Below are 17,521 nucleotides of genomic sequence, written 5' to 3' on the forward strand. Positions count from 1 at the left end.
CGGCCGGCCAGCAAGACTTGACGCCGCCGCTCGTGGCGGCCCTTTGCTCCGGCCATGCCGTTCGACGCCACAGTCCTGACCATGTTTCCGGAAGCCTTTCCCGGCCCGCTGGGCGTCTCGCTGATCGGGACCGCCTGGCGCGACCAAGGGCTCTGGACCCTGGAAACGGTGGACATTCGGGGGTTTTCCAGAGATAAGCGCGGCTTCCTCGACGACACCCCCGCGGGGGGAGGTCCTGGACAGGTGATGCGGGCGGACGTCATCGCCTCGGCGCTGGACAGCGTGGAGCGACGGGCGCGCCCGCTTTTGTATATGAGCGCCCGGGGTCGGCCCCTGACCCAGGCGCGGGTGCGTGCGTGGGCCCAAGGGCCGGGGCTGATCGTGCTCTGCGGTCGGTTCGAGGGGGTGGATCAACGGGTCATCGCGACTCGCGGGTTCGAGGAGGTCGCGGTTGGCGATGCGGTTCTGGCCGGTGGCGAGGCCGCGGCGCTGGTGACGATCGAGGCGTGCGTCAGGCTGGTCCCGGGGGTTCTGGGTCAACCTGAGAGTTTGAGTGACGAAAGCTTCGAGGACGGACTCCTCGAGCATCCGCAGTTTACCCGGCCGCGGACGTTCGAAGGGTTGGATATTCCCGAGGTGCTGCTTGGCGGCAACCATTCCGAGGTTCGGAAATGGCGGCAGGCTCAGCGGGAGACCACCACGCGGGAGCAGCGGCCGGACTTGTGGGCGCGGCGATCCGCCAATCAACAGGCAAAGGGCGACTAAGCCCGGAAGGACGACAAGACCATGAATATGATCGAGACCCTCGAGAAGGAAGAATTCGACCGTCTGCTGGCGACCCGCAAGATCCCCGAGTTCCAGCCCGGCGACACCGTGCGCGTGAACGTCAAGATCAAGGAAGGCGAGCGCGAGCGTGTCCAGGCCTATGAGGGCGTCTGCATCGCCCGCGGCGGTCAGGGCATCAACGAGAGCTTCACCGTGCGCAAGATCAGCTTCGGCGAAGGCGTCGAGCGGCTGTTCCCGGTGATGAGCCCGATGATCGAGAGCATCGAAGTCAAACGTCGCGGCGTCGTGCGGCGCGCCAAGCTCTACTATCTGCGCGATCGTCGCGGCAAGTCCGCCCGGATCGCCGAGCACTCCATGGCGCGGGTGACCGAGACGCCGCCCGAGGCGTAGAGCGCCTCGCGCCACAGCCATTCAAGCGGCGGCCGCAGCGATGCGGCCGCCGTTTTCGTGCGCCCCTCAGGCGTCGGCGTCGTCGTGTTCGTCCTCGTCGTCAAAGACCGATTCGGCGGTGTGGTCGGCCTCGTCGGCGTGGTCGTCGGTCGGCGCCGCCGGGATCGCCCCGGTTTCCGACGCGGGCGCGAGCGTCGGGCCCTCCGGCTCGGCGATGCCGCGGCGCTTGTCGTCCTTGGCCTTCTTGTCGGCCGCCTTCTTGACCACGGCGTCGAGTTCCAATTGAGTCGACAGTCCCAGCGTCACCGGATCGACCGGCTTGATGTTGGTCGAGTTCCAGTGCGTGCGGTTGCGCACCTGGTCGATGGTCGCCTTGGTGGTGCCGAGAATGCGCGCCAGCTGGCTGTCGGCCACCTCTGGGTGGTTGCGCAGGAACCAGGCGATGGCGTCCGGGCGATCCTGCCGGCGCGAGACCGGCGTGTAACGCGGGGCCTTCTTCTGCGGCTTCAGATATTCCGCGTGCCGGCTCTTCAGCGCCACCAGCCGGTGCTTGTCGTTCTTCTCGGCCAGGTCGAGTTCCTCGCGGCTCAGCTGGCCGTTGGCGATCGGGTCGGCGCCGCGGATGTCGCGCGCCACTTCGCCATCAGCGATGCCCTTCACCTCCAAAGGGTGCAGGCCGCAAAAGTCGGCGATCTGTTCGAAGGTCAGCGAGGTGTTGTCCACCAGCCAGACGGCGGTGGCCTTGGGCATCAGGATGTCGGTGGTCATGTGAGTTTTCCGTGCGTCGGAAATGAAGGCGCCCGGCCTTTCGGCCGGGCGGTGAGGCGCGATCTATATGCCCCTTCCGCGCGGGAGGAAACGGGATTGTGTGCGCCGGTCGCTGGCGCCGGTCGCCGCTCAGGCTCCGAAGATCCAGCCGGGGGTCAGGGTGGAGAGTTGCACGCCTACCAGGATCATCTGGTTGCCCGCTCCCATGTCGATGATGGTGTCGGCGCCCACCTGGCTGACCGTGTAGGTGGTGCCCGGGTCCAGCATCACCCGATCCCCTTCACTGAGGTTGAAGTCGAGCACCTTGTCGATGCCGGCGTCCTGCGAGGTGTGGAAGATGTCGGCCCCGGGGCCGCCGGTGATGGTGTCGTTTCCCCGGTCGCCGGAGAGAAAGTCGTCGCCCGGACCGCCGAACAGCACGTCGTCGCCCTGGCCGCCGCGCACCTGGTCGTTCCCAGCCCCCCCGTCGAGGGTGTCATTGCCCAGATTGCCCCAGACGATGTCGTTCCCCGCATCGCCGAACAGCATATCGTCGCCCTTGCCGCCTACCACCCAGTCGTCGCCGCCGTTGCCGTGGGCGGTGTCGTTTCCGGCGTTGCCGTTGATGTCGTCGAAGGCCGCGCCGCCCGTGATGGAATCGTTGCCGTCGCCGCCGCGCAGGTAGCTGATCCCCGCCCCGCCGTCGATCGTGTCATTGCCGGCCCCGCCGACGATGGTGTCGGCCCCGTCGCCGCCCGACAGGGAATTGGCGAGCGCATTGCCGGTGATGGAATCGGGTCCCGAACCGCCCACGGCGTTCTCGATGTCGGCGCCCTTGGCGATGACCACGTTGCCGATCAGGCCACCGACACTGGAGAAAAAGCCCTGGCGCAGGTCGATGACCTGACTGTCGAAGTAGCCGGAGAAATCCAGGGTGTCGTTGCCGCCGGCGTCCCAGACGGCGAACACCAGGTTGGTGGCGCTGGAGGTGGCGACGTACCACGGCTGATCGGCGTTGGAATGGAAGCCATAGACCGTATCCCCAGTCCGGGCGGTCATGTTGGGGCCATACTCTAGCTGGGCTGCGGCGATGTCGTCCAGCTGCGGCGCGGAGGCGTAGACTGGGCCGTAGTCACCGCCGGTGTTGAACTCGTTGAAATAGCTCATCACCGTGTATTGACGGCTATCCTCATAGTAGCTGGCGTCCGCGGCGTAGGTGATGGTGACGCCTGCGGACGCGTTGTAGCTGGATGGGTGGTCCAGGCCGATCGCGTGACCAAGCTCGTGCACCAGCACCTGGCCGCCGTAATTTCCCTGGTTCGGAACGGTATTGTAGCCGTAGGTCGAATTGATCCAGACGTCTCCCGCCGAGGAACTGAAGCTGGTGCTGCCCGGAAATTTCGCGAAGGCCGAGGCCCCGGCGACGCCGGTGGTGTAGTCGCCGAACAGGATTGTGGCGGCGTTCGAATAGGCGCCCTCGCCGACATCGCCGGCTCCCACCCGGACAAACCTGATGTTGGCGACATCCGCCCAGGCCCTGAGCGCCAGTTCAGCCTGGTCGATCTGGCCAATGTTGAACCGCGCGAACCCACCGGAATCATCCGGCATCACGGAAGGCGCGTCCGCGCGGTAGGCATAGCTCACCGTCGCTCCGACGCCCAGCGCGCTTGACCAGCCGGGCGCGCCGCCGATCAGCTTGTTCGCCGCCTCATCGATGGTCAGGCTGGGCTTGCCGTTGTCGGCGATCCCGGTGCGCTGGTCGGCGTTGAGGAAGGCCAGGGGGCCGCCGCCATCGAGGGTCATGGCGGCCGCCGCATAGGGATCTCCCGCCCGCGCGAGGAACACCGGCCGCGACCCGTCGCCGTTGGCTGTCATGACCATGCCGGGGAAAGTATCGGACGCCATCAACGGAACTCTATGGGAGCCAACCCCTTGTCCCGTCTTCTGGGCGCCCTGGCAACCTTCGTTCTAACCCAGCGGCGCCCGGCCTAGAATCCGCAGGCCGTAGCCCGCCGAACCGGGGAGCACGGTCTTGGACGAGGTCAGCAACAGCATGTCACGCACACCCAGGTCGATGAGGATCTGGGCGCCCACGCCATAGTCGCGCAGGACGTTGGCGCTCTGGTTGGCGTCCGGCTGGCCGTAACGCTCCGAAAGCCAGGCGGGATTGGAGTCGCGGATGAAAACCGCCGCGCCGGCCCCGTCGTAGGCGGCGATGGCGGCCAGCGCCATCGGCACATAGTCGCGACGCGCCTCGGTATGGCCCAGCATGTCGGCGGCCAGGTCGACCCGGTGCATGCGCACCAGCGTCGGCCTGTCCGGATCGATCTTGCCCTTGGTCAGCACCACATGTTCGGTGCCGTCCAGGATGTTGCGATAGATCACCATCCGGAAGCGGCCGCCGTAGGCTGAATCGAACGGTGTTTCCAGCACGCGCTCCACCTGGCGTTCGGTGCGCCGGCGATAGGCGATCAGGTCGGCGATGGCTCCGATCTTGATGCCATGCAGCTGGGCGAAGGCCACCAGGTCCGGCAGCCGGGCCATAGAGCCGTCGTCCTTCATGATCTCGCAGATCACCCCCGCGGCGTTGAGCCCGGCCAGCCGCGAGATGTCGACCGCGGCCTCTGTGTGACCGGCGCGGACCAGAACGCCCCCGTCCTTGGCCACCAGCGGGAAGACGTGGCCGGGCGAAACAATGTCATCGACGCCCTTGGTCGGATCGACGGCGACGGCGATGGTGTGAGCCCGGTCGTGGGCGGAGATGCCGGTGGTGACCCCTTCGCGCGCCTCGATCGACACGGTGAAGGCCGTGCCATGGCCCGACTGGTTGTCGCTGGCCATCGGCGGCAGGCGGAGCTGTCGCGCCCGCTCGGCGGTGATCGACAGGCAGATCAGGCCGCGGGCGTGCTTGGCCATGAAATTGATCTGTTCGGGCGTGGCGAACTGCGCCGGGATGATCACGTCGCCCTCGTTCTCGCGATCCTCGGCGTCCACCAGGATGTAGGGCCGCCCGTTGCGGGCGTCCTCGATGATGTCCTCGATGGGGCTGATCGCCGAGGTCAGGTCGTCGTCCTCCGGCGGGCGGTCGTCGCCGAACGCCTTGGCGGGCGGGACGAGATAGGGACGCTTCATTGGTCGGCTCCCTTCGATTGTGCGCGACGCATCTGGGCGAACTCCACGACCTGACCGGCGACCAGGACCAGTTGTGCGGCGTCCTTCGCCTCGCCGATCTCGCCACCTTCGTCAAACAGGTTCGACGCCTTCAGCGCCGCCCCGAACGGCGTCGGCCATCCGCGCATGGCATGTATGATCGCGCGGACCGCCATCAAGGTGGTGCCGCCCGCCTGGGCGCCGTCGGCGGTGATGATGATCCCCACAGGCAGACCATGGAAATAGGGCCGCGGGTCGGCGCGGGTGAGCTCCAGCGTGTCCAGCGCGTTCTTTACCAGCCCCGACAGCGAGCCGTGATAGCCGGGCGTCGCCAGGATGATTCCGTCGGCGCCGCGCACGGCGGCGACCAGGTCGGCCTGCTCGGGGCTGGGGCCGGCCGGACCGGGATTGAAGTGGGGCAGTCGCTCCAGGAACTCGCCGCCGAACAGCTTGGTCCGCGCCCCGGCCGCCGCGGCCTGGCGCAATGCCAGCGCCAGCGCCCGCTCCGTCGTGGAGACCGTGCGCGGCGTGCCGCCGATACCGACGATCAGGGGTCCGGTCATGCGGATTCGGATTCAGGCAGGAACAGTTTTTTCAGCTCGCTCTTGAGGATCTTCCCATTGGCGTTGCGCGGCAGGGTCTCGGGCCAGAAGACCACCCTCACCGGAACCTTGAAGCCGGCCAGCCGCGCGCGGACGAAGGCGCGCAGGTCGCTCTCGGTGACAGAGCCGCCGGGTCTCAGATGCACCACCGCGCCGGGCTCCTCGCCAAGGGTCTTGTGCGGGATGCCGACAAGGGCGGCGTCCATCACCTCGGGGTGATCGTACAGCACGTTCTCGACCTCGACGCAGTAGATGTTCTCGCCGCCGCGGATCAGCATGTCCTTGGCCCGGTCGATGATGAACAGGAAGCCCTCGTCGTCGATCCGCGCCAGGTCGCCGGTTCGAAGCCAGCCGTCGACAAAGGTCTCGGCGGTGGCCTGGGGCTTGTTCCAATAGCCTTTCACCACCTGCGGGCCCTTGACCCAGAGTTCGCCCACGGTCCCCTGCGGCAGGATCGTCCTGCCGTCGGCGGGATCGCGAACGTGCATCTCGCCGACCGGAGCGGCCGGCCCGGCGCTGTCGGGGCGGTTCTCGTAGTCGCGGCCCAGGTGCGAGGTGAAGGTGGCGGTGGTCTCGGTCATCCCCCAGCCATTGCCGGGGGCCGAGCCGGGGAAGGTCTCGCCGATCTTGCGCACCAGCTCCGGCGCGGAGGGCGCGCCGCCATAGGTGACCGCCACCAGGGACGACAGATCGTAGTCGGCGCGCGCCGGATGCTCGATCAGCTGCCAGGCGATGGTCGGCACGCCCCCCGTCGAACTCACCTTTTCCCGCTCGATCAGCCGCATGGCGGGCTCGGCGTCCCAGCGGCGCATCAGCACGATCTTGCCGCCGGCATTCATCGTCGGTCCGAGCGTCGCCGACAGCCCCGTGGCGTGGAAGAACGGCACCACCAGGAGGGTCACCCGCTGCGGCAGCTTGTGCGGATCACTCTCCGGCGGCGGCTGGCCGGCGCGCAGGAAGTTGCGCGTCGCCGAGATGCCGCCGGCGGCGATGTTCGAGGTCATGTTGCGGTGGGTGCCCAAGGCGCCCTTGGGCCGCCCCGTGGTGCCGGACGTGTAGAGGATCGTGGCGTCGTCCTCGGGTCCCAGGTCAACCTGGGGGACCGGCAGGTCGGGCAGGTCCCTCCAGCCGCTCACCGGACCGATGATGTCCTCCAGCCGATGGACCTTAGCGTGAGCGGCTGGCGCGGTCAGCCGCGAAACGTAGACCGCCCTCAGATCGGCCAGACTGTCCAGATAGTCATCGATCCGCCCCAGCCGCTCATCATCGACAACGGCGATTTTGGCCCCGGAATCGGCCAGGCCATACTCCAGCTCCTGGCCAGTCCACCAGGCGTTCAGCGGCGTGACGATGGCGCCGGCGAGGACCGCAGCGAAGAAGGCCACCGGCCACTCCGGCAGGTTGCGCATTACCACCGCCACCCGGTCGCCCTTGCCCACCCCGTCGGCGCGCAGCCTAGCGGCCAGCGTCAACGTGGCGCGGGCGAAAGCTTCGTAGGTGGCGCGTTCGTCGTCGTAGACCAGGAACTCGCGATCCGGAAAGCCACGCGCGTTGAGGAACACGTCGCGCAGGGTCGGCGGGGCATTCTTCCACACCCGGGTCAAAACGCCCCGGATTGGCATCTCCTCGATTTCGAAACGTTCGCCGGGGGCGGTGAGCCGCGCGTGGGCCTCGGCGATCGAAATCACGGGCCAGGCGGCGTCGGGCACGTAGCAACTCCAAACAAATCGTCATCCTGGACGGCCCGAAGGGGCGATCCGGGACCCAGGGGGACGCCACGGCAGAACCCTCTGGGTCCCGGCTCTCCGCTACCTTGCGGCCGGGATGACGGCAACAATAGAAAGGGTGGCGGTTTCGCCTAGGCCGGCGACTTCTCCCGCTTGGCGTAGGCCTCTTTCAGCTCGCCCAGTTCGGTGGCGTACTTCTCCTGGGCCGCCTCGCGCAGCTTGGGGATGTGGTAGGCGGGGAACAGGTCGTTGTCGGGGCGGTAGTCCTTCAGAACCTGCCTGGCGAGGGTGATCTTGTGCACCTCGGTGGGGCCATCGGCGATGCCCATGACCAGTGAACTTGTCACCATGTGCATGAACGGCATCTCGTTGGAGACGCCCAGCGCGCCATGCAGGTGGGCGGCCTTGGTGGCGATGTCGCCATAGACGCGGGGCATCATCACCTTGATCGCGGCGATATCCTTGCGGACCAGCTGATAGTCCTGGTGCTTGTCGATCAGCCAGGCGGTGCGCAGCACCATCAGGCGAAAGCTCTCCAGCTGGATCCAGCTGTCGGCGATGTCGGCCTGGACCATCTGCAGGTCGGCCAGCCTGCCGTCGCGGGTGGTGCGGCTGACCGCGCGCTTGCACATCAGGTCGAGCGCGTTCCTGCAGGCGCCGACGGTGCGCATGGCATGGTGCACCCGCCCGCCGCCCAGCCGCACCTGGGCGATGACGAAAGCCGCGCCGCGCTCACCCAAGAGGGCGTCGTAGGGCAGGCGGACATCGGTGTAGCGGACGTAGCCCTCGGTCCCGCCGCCGATCTCCCCGCCGCCGCCGACCGCGACATTGCGGATTATCTCCACGCCCGGCGTATCGGTGGGCACCAGGAAGATCGAGGTCCGCCGATAGGGGTCCTTGGCGTCCGGATCGGTGACCGCATAGAGCACCAGGACCTTCGAGAACCGGGCGTTGGTGGAGAACCACTTCTCGCCGTTGATCACCCAATCCTTGCCGTCGAGCACGGCGCGGGTCTTGAAGGTCAGTGGGTCGGAGCCGCCCGTGGGTTCGGACATCGAAAACGCCGATCGGATCTCGCCGTTCAGCAGCGGCCACAGCCAGCGCTGCTTCTGCGCCTCGGTGCCGTAGTGGGCGATGATCTCGGCGTTGCCGCTGTCGGGCGCCTGGCAGCCAAAGACGGTGGGGGCCAGGCCATTGCGGCCCAGCTTCTCATTCATCAGCCCGAGTTTCAGCTGGCCATAGCCCTGACCGCCCAGGTCTGGCCCCAGGTGGCAGGCCCAAAGGCCCTGGTCTCGGACCTTCTGCTGCAGCGGCTTGATGAATTTCTCGCGGCCCAGCGGCCCATGGACGGCCATGCCCAGGTGCGACAGCGGCTCGACCTCGTCGGCCATGAAATCCTCGATCCAGTCGAGCTTCTTCTGGAACTCAGGATCGGTCTCGAAATCCCAGGCCATGGTCGCCTCCGCTGATCGGCTTTTTCGCCGGGCCGGCATGTCTCCGACCTCAGCCGAGTATTGGGCGCGGGCTGGCGTTGCGCAATGTCGCTGGCGTCGTCGGTGTGCGGGAAAGCCCCTTGCGACCGCGCTCCTGGCGGGGCCATTAGGGGGCGCAACCGGAGCTGCTGTCCCATGAGCAAGGCCAAGTCCCACGGCTTTTCGCCACAGCGCCTGGCGCGCATCGATCGGTTTCTCGCCGAGAAATATACCGGCCCCGGGCGGATGCCCTGCGCCCAGTTCGTCCTCGCCCGCGACGGCGAGATCGTCCACGAGACGGTGCTCGGGACCCGAGATATCGAGCGCGGGACGGTGCTGACCGGCGACACGGTCTTCCGCATCTATTCGATGACCAAGCCCCTGGCCTGCGTGGCGCTGATGACCCTGGTCGAGGAGGGCCTGATCGCTCTGGATGACCCGGTCGCAAGACATATCCCGGCCTGGAAGGACCTGGCGGTGTTTTCGGCCGGCGTCGGCCCCTACCTGACCACGCCGCCCGCGCGGCCGATGCAGGTGGTCGATCTGCTGCGCCACACCTCGGGCCTGACCTATGGCTTCCAGAACCGCACCAATGTGGACGCCGCCTATCGTCGCGCGAAGGTCGAGGAGATGCATGGCGCGCGGGACCTGGACGGCATGATCGCCGAGCTCGCCACCCTGCCGCTGGAGTTCTCGCCCGGCGAGGCCTGGAACTATTCGGTGTCCACCGACGTGGTCGGCTATCTGGTGCAGAAGCTCGCCGGCAAGCCGCTGGGCCAGGTGCTGGCCGAGCGAATCTTCTCCCCGCTGAAAATGGTCGACACCGGCTTCTTCGTCCGGCCGGATCAGCGAGACCGGTTTTCCGCCTGTTACAGCGCCACGCCGCAGGGCGGGCTGAAGCTGCAGGACGACCCGGCCGACAGCTCCTACCTCAAGCCCCCCGCCCTGGAATCGGGCGGTGGCGGCCTGGTCTCGACGGCGGCGGACTATCTGCGCTTCACCATCATGCTGGTAAACGGCGGCGAGCTGGAGGGCGCGCGGATCCTCAGTCCCATGACCGTGCGGCTGATGGCGTCCAACCACTTGCCGGGCGGCCGCGACCTGACCGAAATGTCGCGCTCGCTTTTCTCCGAGGCCACAAACGAAGGCGTCGGCTTCGGCCTGGGCTTCGCGGTGGTGTTCGATCCGCCCAAAACCCTGATCCCGTGCTCGATGGGCGAGTTCTACTGGGGCGGCGCGGCATCCACGGCCTTCTGGGTCGATCCGGTGGAAAAGGTCACCGCGGTGTTCATGACCCAGCTGCTGCCGTCCTCGACCTATCCTATCCGGCGGGAGCTTCGGACCCTGGTCTATTCGGCGCTGATGGAGTCTCGCGCTTGAGATCCTGGCGGCGGATCTCCTCGTCGGTGATCGCCTCGCTCTCATCCATCATCGGCTGGCCGAGGCCGGTGTCAGGGGCGTCGGCGCTGGGCGTAACCTCGAGCATGCGCGACGTCCGCCAGCCGCCCCACAGGAAATAGCCCCCCGCCAGCAGGCAGGTCATCGAGCTGCCGACCGGGAAGGCGTACCAGATGGCGTCGGCGCCGATGTGCGGCTCGAGCAGCCTGGCCATCGGGATCCGTACGCCCCAAAGCGAGATGATCATCGCCAGCAGCGGCGGCCAGACCGCGCCGGTGGCGCGCACGATGCCGGAGAAGATGAACGCCACCCCAAACGGCACGAAGCCCCAGACGACGATCGAATTGATATGCACGGCGATCGGCAGCGAGGGACTGGCCCCCGGCAGGAAGGCCCGCAGCACCCACGGGTCGGTCAGGTAGATGGTCAGCACCGGCACGCCGGTGAACAGGATCGCATAGAGTGCCCCGATCCGCGCCACCCGCTCGACCCTGTCCATCTTGCCCGCCCCGACGTTCTGGGCGGCCATCGAGGAAACCGCGGCGCCCAGTGCCATGGCCGGCATCTGGATATAGGTCCACAGCTGCGCCGCCGCGCCATAGGCCGCCGAGGTGTGCACGCCATAGCGGTTAACGAAGCTCATCATGGTCACCGCCGCCAGGCTGATGACCATCATCTGGAAGCCCATCGGCAGGCCCTTGGTGACCAGGGACCGGATGATCGTGAAATCGGGGATCAGCAGCCGCCATTCGGGGGGCCGGACCACCAGGATGGATCTGCGCCGGTAAAGGTGGATCAGCATCACCGCCAGGGTGACGGTCTGGGCGATCAGCGTCGAGGTCGCCGAGCCGGCGATGCCCATTTTCGGGAACGGCCCGATGCCGATGATCAGCATCGGGTTGAGGATCACGTCGAGGCCGACGGCCAGCAGCGAGAAATAGAACGGTGTGCGACTGTCGCCAGTCCCGCGCTGGCTCATCATCATGAAGCTGAAGAAATACATGAACGGCATCGCCGCGAAGATCACCCGCAGATAGGCGATGGCGTCGGCCCGCGCGGCGGGCGGGGTGCGCATGGCGTCCAGGATGTGTGGCGTCGCGATGCCGCCGGCGACGCCCACCGCCAACGACAGCACGATGAAGAAGGTGGTGCAGGTGCCCACCACCCGCTTGGCCAGGGCCTCATCCCGCGCCCCGACCGCCTGGCCGATCATGATGTTGGCGGCCATCGAGACCCCGAACACCGCGCCCAGCATCAGGAAGAAGATCTGGTTGGCGTTGGAGGTGGCGGTCAGCGCGGCCTCGCCCAGCACATGGCTGACCCAGACGGCGTTGGCCGAGCCGTTCAGCGACTGCAGGATGTTGGAGCCCAGCACTGGCAGGGCGAAAGTGATCAGGGTCGGCCCGATGGGTCCGATGGTCAGGTCCGGGCCCTTGCGGCCGGGAAAGCCCCCCGTCGGCGGCCCCCCCGGGGGTCCTGGTCTGCGAGCTGCGGCGCCGGTTGCGGTCATCGGTTGGGGATAGACCTCAACCCCACGTCACGCAAAGCACCGCTTTCGGCCCCGCGTCCGAAAACCGCGCAAGGCGCGTTGCGCTTCAGGCGGCGGCGAGCTGGCTCCGCGTGCGGCCGTAGATCAGGTAAACAACCACGCCGACGACATTCCAGACCCCAAAGAAGATCATCGTCTTGGCCGAGAGGCTGGTGAACAGATAGAGGCAGCCCGCGATGCCGGCCGGGCCGACCAGCCAGATCAACGGCGTGCGGAACGGCCGCGCCAGGTCGGGCATGGCGCGGCGCAGCGCCAGGACGGCCAGCGTGGTGGCGATGAAGGCGGCCAGGGTGCCGGCGTTGGCCAGCGCGGCGATCTCCGACAGCGGCATCACGCCGGCGATCACCGCGGCGATGACCCCGGTCAGGATGGTGACCGTGCTGGGCACGCCGCGCGAGCTGACCCGCGCCAGCCCGCGCGGCAGCAGGCCATCGCGGGCCATGGCGAAGAACACCCGGCTCTGGCCGAACATGAACACCATGATCACCGTCGGCATGGCGACCACCGCGGCGCCGGCGATCACCGCGGCGGCGGCCGGCCGATGCAGTTGCCGCAGCACGAAGGCCAGGGGTTCGCCGCTCTTGGAAAACACCTCATAGGGCGAGGCGCCCAGGGCGCAGGCGGCGACCACCATGTAGATCAGCGTGCACAGCACCATCGAGCCGAGGATGCCGATGGTCAGGTCGCGCCGCGGGTTCTTGGTCTCCTCGGCGGCGGTGGAGATGGCGTCAAACCCGTAGAAGGCGAAGAAGATGATCGCCGCGGCGCCCATCACCCCGTACTTCTTGCCGTCGATCTCGTGCGCCGCATAGCCGAACGGCGCGAAGGGGTGGAAGTGGCTGGCGTCGAAGCTCGGCAGGGTCAGCGCCACGAAGGCCGCCAGCGCCAACAGCTTGATGCACACCAGGATGAAATTGACCGTCGCACTCTCCCGGGTGCCGACCAGCAGCATGCCGGTGACCGCCAGCGCGATGACCACCGCCGGCAGATTGACCAGACCTCCGGCCTCGGGTCCCGCCAGCAACGCCTTGGGGACGGCCCAATGCGCCTGTTCGATCAGCCCGGCGGCATAGCCCGACCAGCCGACGGAAACCGCGCTGCAGACCAGGGTGTATTCGAGGATCAGGCTCCAGCCTATCACCCAGGCGATCAGTTCGCCCAGGGTGGCGTAGGCATAGGAATAGGCGCTGCCGGCGTGCGGCATCAGGCTGGCCATTTCGGCATAGCTCAGCGCGGCCACCGCGCACACCGCCCCGGCCACGGCGAACGATAGGATCACCGCGGGCCCGGCCAGTCCGGCGGCGACGCCGGTCAGGGTGTAGATGCCGGTGCCGATGATCGCGCCCACTCCCAGCGCCATCAGATGCGGCCAGCTCAAGGTCTTCTTCAGGCCATGGGCGCCGGCGGCGGCTTCCGCAGCGATGGGCTTCCGGCGTGTGACAAAGCTCATGGGCGTCCCTCCCAGGCTACGAACCGGCGCCAGGTCCGCGCCGTGCGTCCGCCCAAGGCCCTGCGCCCCAGCCGGGGCTCAACATGACAAATTTGAAACCAACAGTCTGTGGATTCCGGCCCCTTAACGGTGTTAAGTTAAGCCGATGATAGGTGTTCCGCGGATATTTGCCCGGGAAACCGCAAGAGCCCGTTTCCTGGGGAGGATATTTCCAATGCTGTCTGCGCGAATTGGCGTGCTGGGTCTGCTGGCGAGCGCCGCCCTGGTCTATGGCTGCTCCACGAACGGCGCGCAGAGCGCGCTGGATCATGCCCAGGTCGCGGCGGGGGCCGAGGCCATGGCCGCGCCGACGCCGGCCACAATCGACAATTTCATGCTGGTGGACGCCCAGAAGCTGGAGGCTCACGACCTCTACCGGATGGCCGACGACAAGGCGATCGTGCTGGTCTCGACCGGCGTCGGCTGCCCGATCGCGCGGTCCATGGTGCCGGCGCTGAAGGCGCTGCGCGACCGGTACGCCGCCCAGGGGGTCGAGATGTTCCTGGTCGACTCGAACCTGCAGGACAGCCGCGACGCCATCGCCGCCGAGGCCAAGGAATACGGCATCGACATCCCGATCCTGATGGACTCCAACCAGCTGGTCGGCGAGGCGCTGGGCGTCACGCGAACCGCCGAGGTGTTCGTGATCACTCCGAAAACCTGGAAGGTCGCCTACCACGGTCCGGTGAGCGACGCCGCCGACTATGGCGTGCAGAAAGCCGCGACCAAGGAATTCGCCAACGATGCGCTCGCCGCCGTACTGGCCGGCAAGCCGGCGCCGGCCGCGACCCAGGCCTCCAAGGGCTGCCTGGTGGACTTCCCCGAACGCGGCAAGGCCGCGGCGACCAGGATTTCCTACGTCAAGGACGTCGCCCCGATCCTGGAGGCCAAGTGCGTGGCCTGCCACGAGGAAGGCGGCATCGGCCCGTTCGCCATGACCAACTACGCCATGGTCAAGGGCTTCTCGCCGATGATCCGCGAGGTGATCCGCACCGACCGGATGCCGCCCTACAACGCCGACCCCCATGTGGGTAAGTTCTCCGACGACAAGAGCCTGACGCCCAAGGAGATCAAGACGATCGTCCATTGGGTGGAGGCCGGCGCGCCACGCGGCGACGGCGTCGACCCGCTGGGCGCCAAGAAGCACGTCGCGCCGGAGTGGCCGCTGGGCAAGCCGGACCTCGTCCTGAACGTCCCCGCCTACACGATCCCGGCCTCGGGCGTGGTGGACTATCAGCACCCCTACGCGATCAACCCGCTGACCGAGGGCAAGTGGCTTCGCGCCTCGACCATCAAGGTCGAAAGCCGCCAGGGCGTGCACCACATCCTGACCGGCTACATGACCGAGGTCCCCAAGCCTGGCCAGGCGTTCGAGAACAAATGGGGCGTTTCGGTCGGCGGCTACGCCGTCGGCGCCGAGAGCGAGATCGCGCCGAAGAACGTGGGCGCCTACCTGCCCCCGGGCGGGGCTGTCGGTTTTCAGACCCACTATACGCCGTTCGGCAAGGAAGTGACCGACCACAGCCAGGTCGCGCTCTATTTCTACAAGGCCAACGAGAAGCCCGAGATGGTGATGCACAACTCGGTGATCGTGAACAACTCGATCGTCCTGCCGCCAAATGACGGGCACCATCTGGAAACCACCTACCTCAATATCCCGCACGAGATGCTGCTCTATTCGGCCTTCCCGCACGCCCACTATCGCGGGGCGTCGGCGGACCTGTGGCTGCGTACGCCGGACGGCAAGGACAGGCTCCTGCTCTCCCTGCCCCGTTACGATTTCAGCTGGCAGCGCGCCTACACCTTCGCCGAGCCGGTAAAGGTGCCCGCGGGCTCGAAGCTGATCGCCCACTTCATCTACGACAACTCCAAGCGCAACCCGAACAACCCCGATCCGAACAAGACCGTGGTCTGGGGCGATCAGTCCTGGGAGGAGATGTTCTACACCGCGCTCCGCTACCGCTGGATCGGTGAGACTTCCGCGAAGATGAACGACTTCGACAAGGACCTGGACCAGGACCGTATCCTTGGCATGCTGGACCAGAATATCGATGGGAAGATCCAGAAGGCCGAACTCAAGGGCCAGATGGGTGACATGATCGCCAAATATTTCGACGTGCTCGACAAGAACCACGACGGCGCGCTCGACAAGGACGAGCTGGCGGCGATGCAGAAGATGATGGGCGGCCAGCGCCGCAAGCGCGAAGCCTCGGCCGAAACGCCGAAGGCGCCCGCGTCAACCGCCCCCCCCGCGGCGACCCGCGGTGGGAAATAGATCTCGACCGAGAGGTTGAGCCAGGGCCCGGGGCGAAAGCTCCGGGCCTTTTCTTTTGGACGGCTATTCGCCCCACAGGTCGTGGATTCCGCCCTTGCGGTTGAGCATGCGCACCGCGCGCTTGACGACCGCCAGCAGCCGGTCGCGGCGGGCCGCCTGGTCATAGGTCATGGCGCCCCGCGCCAGGCCCTCCAGCAGGAAGCGGCCGAGGTCGCGGCTGGTCTGAAACCGGGGGTCGGCGCCGGCCTGGGCCAGGGCGCCGAAACGCTCGCCGACCTGGGCGTGGTCGAACGCGGCCTGGGCCGCGGCCAGGCGGGCCTTGAGCATCGGATCGGTGCGGGCGGCGGCCTCCAGCTCGGCAAAGGCCACGAAGGGGATCTCGTGCAGCAGCGCCCAATAGGCGTCGATCGCCTGTTCGGAGGCGTCCAGGCCGGCGCCGGCGGCCAACTGAGCGCTCGAAGCCCGCGCGGCCTGCTCGAACAGCTTGGCGCGGGCCAGCTCGATATGCGCGACCGCGCCCTCGACCAACTCTTCCCGCGTCGCGAAATGGTAGAGCATGGCGCCGCGCGTCAGCTTCGCGGCGGCGGCGATCACGCTGTTGGAGGCGGCGCCATAGCCGACCTCGGCGAACAGCCGCATGGTCGCGTCGAGAATTCTCTGGCGCGTGCGAAGCGACTTCGGCGTCGCCTTCGCCGGATAGGTGGTGGCGTCCATGGAACCCCGTCTCGGGCGACCCGCCAACCTGGGCCGTCGCCGGTGCGGATCGTCCCAGGGTCTAGCAGGAAAATCCACGCCGGCGCCAGAAGATCAGCCGGGTTTCGCAAAACTGACATGGAATCAGGCCAAACGTGCCCGTCAACTGGGCGATCAGGGTGTCAATTGACCGAGGCTGCACTCCACCGCTATCGCAGCGTGTTCATCTCCGATGTGCATCTGGGCACGCGCGGATGCCAGGCCGAGATGCTGCTCGATTTCATCCGCGCAATGGAGTGCGAGACCCTCTACCTCGTCGGCGACATCGTCGACGGCTGGAAGCTGAAATCGGGCTGGTACTGGCCGCAGTCGCACAACGACGTGGTGCAGAAGATCCTGCGTCTGGCCCGCAAGGGCGTGGGCGTGATCTATATTCCCGGCAATCACGACGATCAGATCCGCAATTTTTGCGGCGTGCATTTCGGCGGCGTGGTGGTGGCGCGCGACGCGATTCACGAGGCCGCCGACGGCCGGCGTTTCCTGGTGATCCACGGCGACGAGTTCGACGCAGTCGTGCAGCACGCCCGATGGCTGGCGCTGTTGGGCGACTGGGCCTATCGCGCCCTTCTGGCCTCTAACACCGCGATCAACCAGGTCCGCCGCAGACTCGGGTTCGGCTACTGGAGTTTCTCGGCCTTCGCCAAGACGCGGGTGAAGAAAGCGCTGCAGTTCATCGAGAATTTCGAGCAGGCGGTCGCCGCCGAGGCCCGCCGACGCGGGGTCGACGGCGTGATCTGCGGCCACATTCACAAGGCCGAAAGCCGGATGATCGGCGAGGTGGCCTACATCAACGACGGCGACTGGGTGGAAAGCTGCACCGCCCTGGTCGAGCACAGGGACGGCCGCATGGAGATCCTGGACTGGGCCAAGGTCCGCCAGCGGGCGGCGGCGCTCGCGCTGGCGCCCCTCCCCGCCGCCGCGCCCCGGGCCGCCTGACAGCCGATTGACAGTCCTGAGGAACTTGTGACAGTGGCGCTGTCATGAAATCTCCCTTGCCGGCCACGAACCTTCGCGAGCGGCAGCGCCAGGAGACACGCGAACAGATCCTTCGCGCGGTGGGCCGCCAGCTCGAAGCCGGGCCGCTGGAGGATCTCAGCTTCGCTGATATCGCCCGCGACGCAGGCGTCGGCGAGCGGACGGTCTATCGCCACTATCCCACCAAGGAAGCCCTGCTGGGCGCCTT

At 67.2% G+C, this 17,521-nt stretch carries 14 protein-coding genes and 1 pseudogene; 6 read left to right on the forward strand and 9 right to left on the reverse strand.

What is annotated here, in order from left to right:
• Positions 1-54 precede the first annotated feature (54 nt).
• Both trmD and rplS read left to right on the forward strand, forming a co-directional pair.
• On the forward strand, positions 55-765 hold the full coding sequence (gene trmD, locus RMN86_RS08565; protein ID WP_309605411.1) for a tRNA (guanosine(37)-N1)-methyltransferase TrmD: 711 nt from the start codon (positions 55-57) through the stop codon (positions 763-765).
• Between the two features lie 21 nt (positions 766-786).
• Complete coding sequence (rplS, locus tag RMN86_RS08570) at positions 787-1,176, forward strand: 50S ribosomal protein L19 (protein WP_309605412.1); 390 nt, start codon at positions 787-789, stop codon at positions 1,174-1,176.
• Positions 1,177-1,242: 66 nt separating this feature from the next.
• Here the strand turns inward: rplS and RMN86_RS08575 are convergent, their stop codons facing one another.
• The 6 genes from RMN86_RS08575 to RMN86_RS08600 form a co-directional block, all read right to left on the reverse strand.
• Positions 1,243-1,944: a cell cycle transcriptional regulator TrcR gene (locus tag RMN86_RS08575; protein WP_309605413.1), complete on the reverse strand. Its 702-nt coding sequence runs from the start codon at positions 1,942-1,944 to the stop codon at positions 1,243-1,245.
• A 129-nt stretch (positions 1,945-2,073) separates the two neighbouring features.
• On the reverse strand, positions 2,074-3,828 hold the full coding sequence (locus RMN86_RS08580) for a M10 family metallopeptidase C-terminal domain-containing protein (protein ID WP_309605414.1): 1,755 nt from the start codon (positions 3,826-3,828) through the stop codon (positions 2,074-2,076).
• 63 nt (positions 3,829-3,891) lie between these two features.
• Complete coding sequence (gene ribB / locus RMN86_RS08585) at positions 3,892-5,055, reverse strand: 3,4-dihydroxy-2-butanone-4-phosphate synthase (RefSeq protein WP_309605415.1); 1,164 nt, start codon at positions 5,053-5,055, stop codon at positions 3,892-3,894.
• Positions 5,052-5,636 (reverse strand): NADPH-dependent FMN reductase, encoded by a 585-nt coding sequence (locus RMN86_RS08590; protein WP_309605416.1) that lies wholly within the window; start codon positions 5,634-5,636, stop codon positions 5,052-5,054. Before RMN86_RS08590 ends, ribB begins: the two co-directional genes overlap by 4 nt.
• Positions 5,633-7,384, reverse strand: a complete 1,752-nt coding sequence (locus tag RMN86_RS08595) for a class I adenylate-forming enzyme family protein (RefSeq protein WP_309605418.1) — start codon at positions 7,382-7,384, stop codon at positions 5,633-5,635. The genes RMN86_RS08590 and RMN86_RS08595 overlap by 4 nt, the downstream gene beginning before the upstream one ends.
• 149 nt (positions 7,385-7,533) lie before the next feature.
• Positions 7,534-8,856, reverse strand: a complete 1,323-nt coding sequence (locus RMN86_RS08600; protein ID WP_309605420.1) for an acyl-CoA dehydrogenase family protein — start codon at positions 8,854-8,856, stop codon at positions 7,534-7,536.
• A gap of 174 nt (positions 8,857-9,030) precedes the next feature.
• Between RMN86_RS08600 and RMN86_RS08605 the strand changes: the two genes are divergently transcribed.
• The gene (locus RMN86_RS08605) at positions 9,031-10,254 is read left to right on the forward strand and encodes a serine hydrolase domain-containing protein (protein WP_309605421.1); all 1,224 of its coding nucleotides are present in this window, start codon (positions 9,031-9,033) and stop codon (positions 10,252-10,254) included.
• Here RMN86_RS08605 and RMN86_RS08610 read toward each other — a convergent pair.
• Both RMN86_RS08610 and RMN86_RS08615 read right to left on the reverse strand, forming a co-directional pair.
• Positions 10,196-11,782, reverse strand: coding sequence for an MATE family efflux transporter (locus RMN86_RS08610; RefSeq protein WP_309605422.1), 1,587 nt, complete (start codon positions 11,780-11,782; stop codon positions 10,196-10,198). The two genes, RMN86_RS08605 and RMN86_RS08610, sit on opposite strands and share 59 nt — an antisense overlap.
• Before the next feature lie 85 nt (positions 11,783-11,867).
• Positions 11,868-13,271 carry an amino acid permease gene (locus RMN86_RS08615; protein ID WP_309605423.1) on the reverse strand — a complete coding sequence of 468 codons (1,404 nt, stop codon included), beginning with the start codon at positions 13,269-13,271 and terminating at the stop codon, positions 11,868-11,870.
• A 214-nt stretch (positions 13,272-13,485) separates the two neighbouring features.
• On the opposite strand from RMN86_RS08615, the gene RMN86_RS08620 reads away from it, so the two are divergent.
• The gene (locus RMN86_RS08620) at positions 13,486-15,585 is read left to right on the forward strand and encodes a redoxin family protein (protein ID WP_309605424.1); all 2,100 of its coding nucleotides are present in this window, start codon (positions 13,486-13,488) and stop codon (positions 15,583-15,585) included.
• 63 nt (positions 15,586-15,648) lie between these two features.
• On the opposite strand, the gene RMN86_RS08625 is transcribed toward RMN86_RS08620, so the two are convergent.
• Positions 15,649-16,299 carry a TetR family transcriptional regulator gene (locus RMN86_RS08625; RefSeq protein ID WP_309605425.1) on the reverse strand — a complete coding sequence of 217 codons (651 nt, stop codon included), beginning with the start codon at positions 16,297-16,299 and terminating at the stop codon, positions 15,649-15,651.
• A 165-nt stretch (positions 16,300-16,464) separates the two neighbouring features.
• On the opposite strand from RMN86_RS08625, the gene RMN86_RS08630 reads away from it, so the two are divergent.
• Together RMN86_RS08630 and RMN86_RS08635 are read left to right on the forward strand one after the other, a co-directional pair.
• Complete coding sequence (locus tag RMN86_RS08630) at positions 16,465-17,274, forward strand: UDP-2,3-diacylglucosamine diphosphatase (RefSeq protein WP_309605426.1); 810 nt, start codon at positions 16,465-16,467, stop codon at positions 17,272-17,274.
• Between the two features lie 44 nt (positions 17,275-17,318).
• Positions 17,319-17,507 (forward strand): annotated as a pseudogene (locus RMN86_RS08635) (TetR/AcrR family transcriptional regulator); the annotation flags it as partial.
• Positions 17,508-17,521: the final 14 nt, after the last annotated feature.

The sequence above is a fragment of the Phenylobacterium sp. genome, from assembly GCF_031360265.1.
GTDB lineage: Bacteria > Pseudomonadota > Alphaproteobacteria > Caulobacterales > Caulobacteraceae > Phenylobacterium.

What these genes read in the sequence shown, in the direction of transcription:
- trmD (WP_309605411.1), top strand. Translation starts at nt 55, where the DNA reads ATGCCGTTCGACGCCACAGTCCTGACCATGTTTCCGGAAGCCTTTCCC.
- rplS (WP_309605412.1), top strand. Translation starts at nt 787, where the DNA reads ATGAATATGATCGAGACCCTCGAGAAGGAAGAATTCGACCGTCTGCTG.
- RMN86_RS08575 (WP_309605413.1), bottom strand. Translation starts at nt 1,944, where the DNA reads ATGACCACCGACATCCTGATGCCCAAGGCCACCGCCGTCTGGCTGGTG.
- RMN86_RS08580 (WP_309605414.1), bottom strand. Translation starts at nt 3,828, where the DNA reads ATGGCGTCCGATACTTTCCCCGGCATGGTCATGACAGCCAACGGCGAC.
- ribB (WP_309605415.1), bottom strand. Translation starts at nt 5,055, where the DNA reads ATGAAGCGTCCCTATCTCGTCCCGCCCGCCAAGGCGTTCGGCGACGAC.
- RMN86_RS08590 (WP_309605416.1), bottom strand. Translation starts at nt 5,636, where the DNA reads ATGACCGGACCCCTGATCGTCGGTATCGGCGGCACGCCGCGCACGGTC.
- RMN86_RS08600 (WP_309605420.1), bottom strand. Translation starts at nt 8,856, where the DNA reads ATGGCCTGGGATTTCGAGACCGATCCTGAGTTCCAGAAGAAGCTCGAC.
- RMN86_RS08605 (WP_309605421.1), top strand. Translation starts at nt 9,031, where the DNA reads ATGAGCAAGGCCAAGTCCCACGGCTTTTCGCCACAGCGCCTGGCGCGC.
- RMN86_RS08610 (WP_309605422.1), bottom strand. Translation starts at nt 11,782, where the DNA reads ATGACCGCAACCGGCGCCGCAGCTCGCAGACCAGGACCCCCGGGGGGG.
- RMN86_RS08615 (WP_309605423.1), bottom strand. Translation starts at nt 13,271, where the DNA reads ATGAGCTTTGTCACACGCCGGAAGCCCATCGCTGCGGAAGCCGCCGCC.
- RMN86_RS08620 (WP_309605424.1), top strand. Translation starts at nt 13,486, where the DNA reads ATGCTGTCTGCGCGAATTGGCGTGCTGGGTCTGCTGGCGAGCGCCGCC.
- RMN86_RS08625 (WP_309605425.1), bottom strand. Translation starts at nt 16,299, where the DNA reads ATGGACGCCACCACCTATCCGGCGAAGGCGACGCCGAAGTCGCTTCGC.